The following is a 1,568-nucleotide window of genomic DNA, read 5'->3' on the forward strand; positions in this document are numbered from 1 at the left end:
ATGAAAGTACGAATAGGTGATGAAATATATATTATTCCAGCACTTAATATAAAAGAAGTATTTAGACATGGTGCTTATGAAATTGTTGAAAATCCAAATGGAGAAGAACATGGTATTATTAGAGGAAATTGTTATGAAATTCGTAGATTATCAAATATATTAGGTATAAGTACAGAAAAATCTGATGAAGGAATTATGATTTTGGTGGAATCTGAAATGGGAAGTGTTTGTATCATTGTAGATAGCATAATTGGTCAACAACAAGTTGTAATAAAACCAATACCTACATTGTTGATACATTTTGAAAAAGTTCACTCTTATATGTCAGGTTGCTCCATTTTAGAAGATGGTTCTATTAGTTTGATATTTGATGTAAATGCAATTATAAATAATTAAGAGGTAGTCTATGAAGAATAATAAGAAGATAAAAGTCTTGGTAATTGATGACTCTAATCTATTTCGACGTATTATAGCAAAGTATCTTCAAGAACATCCAGAATTGGAAGTTGTGGGAACTGCTAAAGATTCATACGATGCTAGAGATAAGATAATACAATATAGACCAGATGTATTAACACTAGACATAGAAATGCCAGGATTAAATGGAATTGAATTTTTAAAAATTTTAATGGATCAAAACCCTATTCCTACAATTGTTATTAGTGGTGCTGACGGTAGGTGCTTTGAAGCTATAAGTGCAGGAGCGGTTGGATTTGTTGAAAAACCAAATTCAAATACAATGAATGACTTTTCTAATGATTTAGCATCAAAAATTAAAGAAGCTTCAGTTGCTAAATTGGATAAAAGAAAGGATTCTAAAAAAAGTTCTAATTATTCTGCACAGATTGTACAGAAAAAAAGTACATTTAACAATATAAGAATAAAAAATGATAAAGATATAATTGCGATTGGAGCATCTATGGGTGGTGTAGAAGCTATTAGTAAATTATTAAAGCAATTACCTTTAGGATTACCTGGAATTGTAATCACGCAACATATGCCACCAGTATTTACCCAAAAGTATGCAGAACGTTTAAATAAAGAATGTCTGATAAATGTATCAGAAGCCAAAGATGGAGAAGAAGTATTAAGTGGACATGCATATATAGCACCAGGAGCTTTACAAATGGGTATTGCAAAGAAAAACAATAAATATGTATTAGAAGTTAAAGAAGGGGATAAAATTAGCGGTCATTGTCCTTCAGTAGATTATTTATTTGAATCTGTAGCAAAAGAAGCCAAAGAAAATGCAATAGGTGTTATTTTAACTGGAATGGGTTCTGATGGAGCCAAAGGACTACTTGATATAAAGGAAGCAGGAGGATATACTATTGGCCAAGATAGATATTCTTGTGTTGTTTATGGAATGCCAATGGCTGCCAAGAATCTTGGAGCAGTTTCAAAAGAAACTTCTTTAGAAATGATTCCAAATGTTATATTAAACCAATTAAAAAAGAAGACAATTAATAGTGAAATCTAAAGATTAGATAGAAAGTAGGTATATATGAAATTCGAGTGTGATAAATTGAATGTATTTCGTGAACTTAGTAATATAGGTTCAGGTAATG

2 protein-coding genes are annotated in these 1,568 nt (G+C 30.4%); both read left to right on the top strand.

What is annotated here, in order from left to right; genetic code table 11:
- Positions 1-396, top strand: a 396-nt coding sequence (locus CHF27_RS13675) for a chemotaxis protein CheW (RefSeq protein ID WP_095404451.1), incomplete at its 5' end; no start/stop codon positions are given.
- Between the two features lie 10 nt (positions 397-406).
- Positions 407-1,480 carry a protein-glutamate methylesterase/protein-glutamine glutaminase gene (locus tag CHF27_RS13680; protein WP_199533678.1) on the top strand — a complete coding sequence of 358 codons (1,074 nt, stop codon included), beginning with the start codon at positions 407-409 and terminating at the stop codon, positions 1,478-1,480.
- The last annotated feature ends 88 nt before the right edge of the window (positions 1,481-1,568 follow it).

Origin of the sequence: Romboutsia maritimum (genome assembly GCF_002251085.2) — a bacterium.
GTDB lineage: Bacteria > Bacillota > Clostridia > Peptostreptococcales > Peptostreptococcaceae > Romboutsia_B > Romboutsia_B maritimum.